This window comes from Saccharothrix sp. ST-888, from assembly GCF_000955975.1.
Taxonomy (GTDB): Bacteria; Actinomycetota; Actinomycetes; order Streptomycetales; family Streptomycetaceae; genus Kitasatospora.
In genome coordinates, this window is the sequence record NZ_JYJF01000979.1 from 1 (window position 1) to 302 (window position 302).

1 protein-coding gene is annotated in these 302 nt (G+C 68.9%); it reads right to left on the reverse strand.

Translation table 11 applies throughout. From position 1 onward, the window contains the following. Window positions 1-302, reverse strand: a 302-nt coding sequence (locus UK12_RS42695) for a hypothetical protein (RefSeq protein ID WP_045307303.1), incomplete at both ends; no start/stop codon positions are given.

The window sequence follows — 302 nt, forward strand, 5'->3', positions numbered from 1 at the left end:
GGCCGGTCGAGCTGCTCGGTGCGGTACGCGGAGACGCCCCTGGCGGGGTGGTCGGTGAGGGTGCCGTCTTGGCCGTCGCTGGTGTCGGTGACGACACGCTTCGTCGTCTTGTCGGCGGGATCCGTACGGTCGCCGTCCATGCCGCGCAGGAAGAAGTGGTCGGGCTGGGTGGACATTCCGCCGGTTCCACCGGTCTGAACCCGGGTCGGGGCGTAACCGCGCCACTGGGACCAGGTCGTGAGCTTCTCCTGGGTCAGGCCGTTGTCGTCGTCGTAGTGCCAGGCAGCGTCACCGAGGTAGGT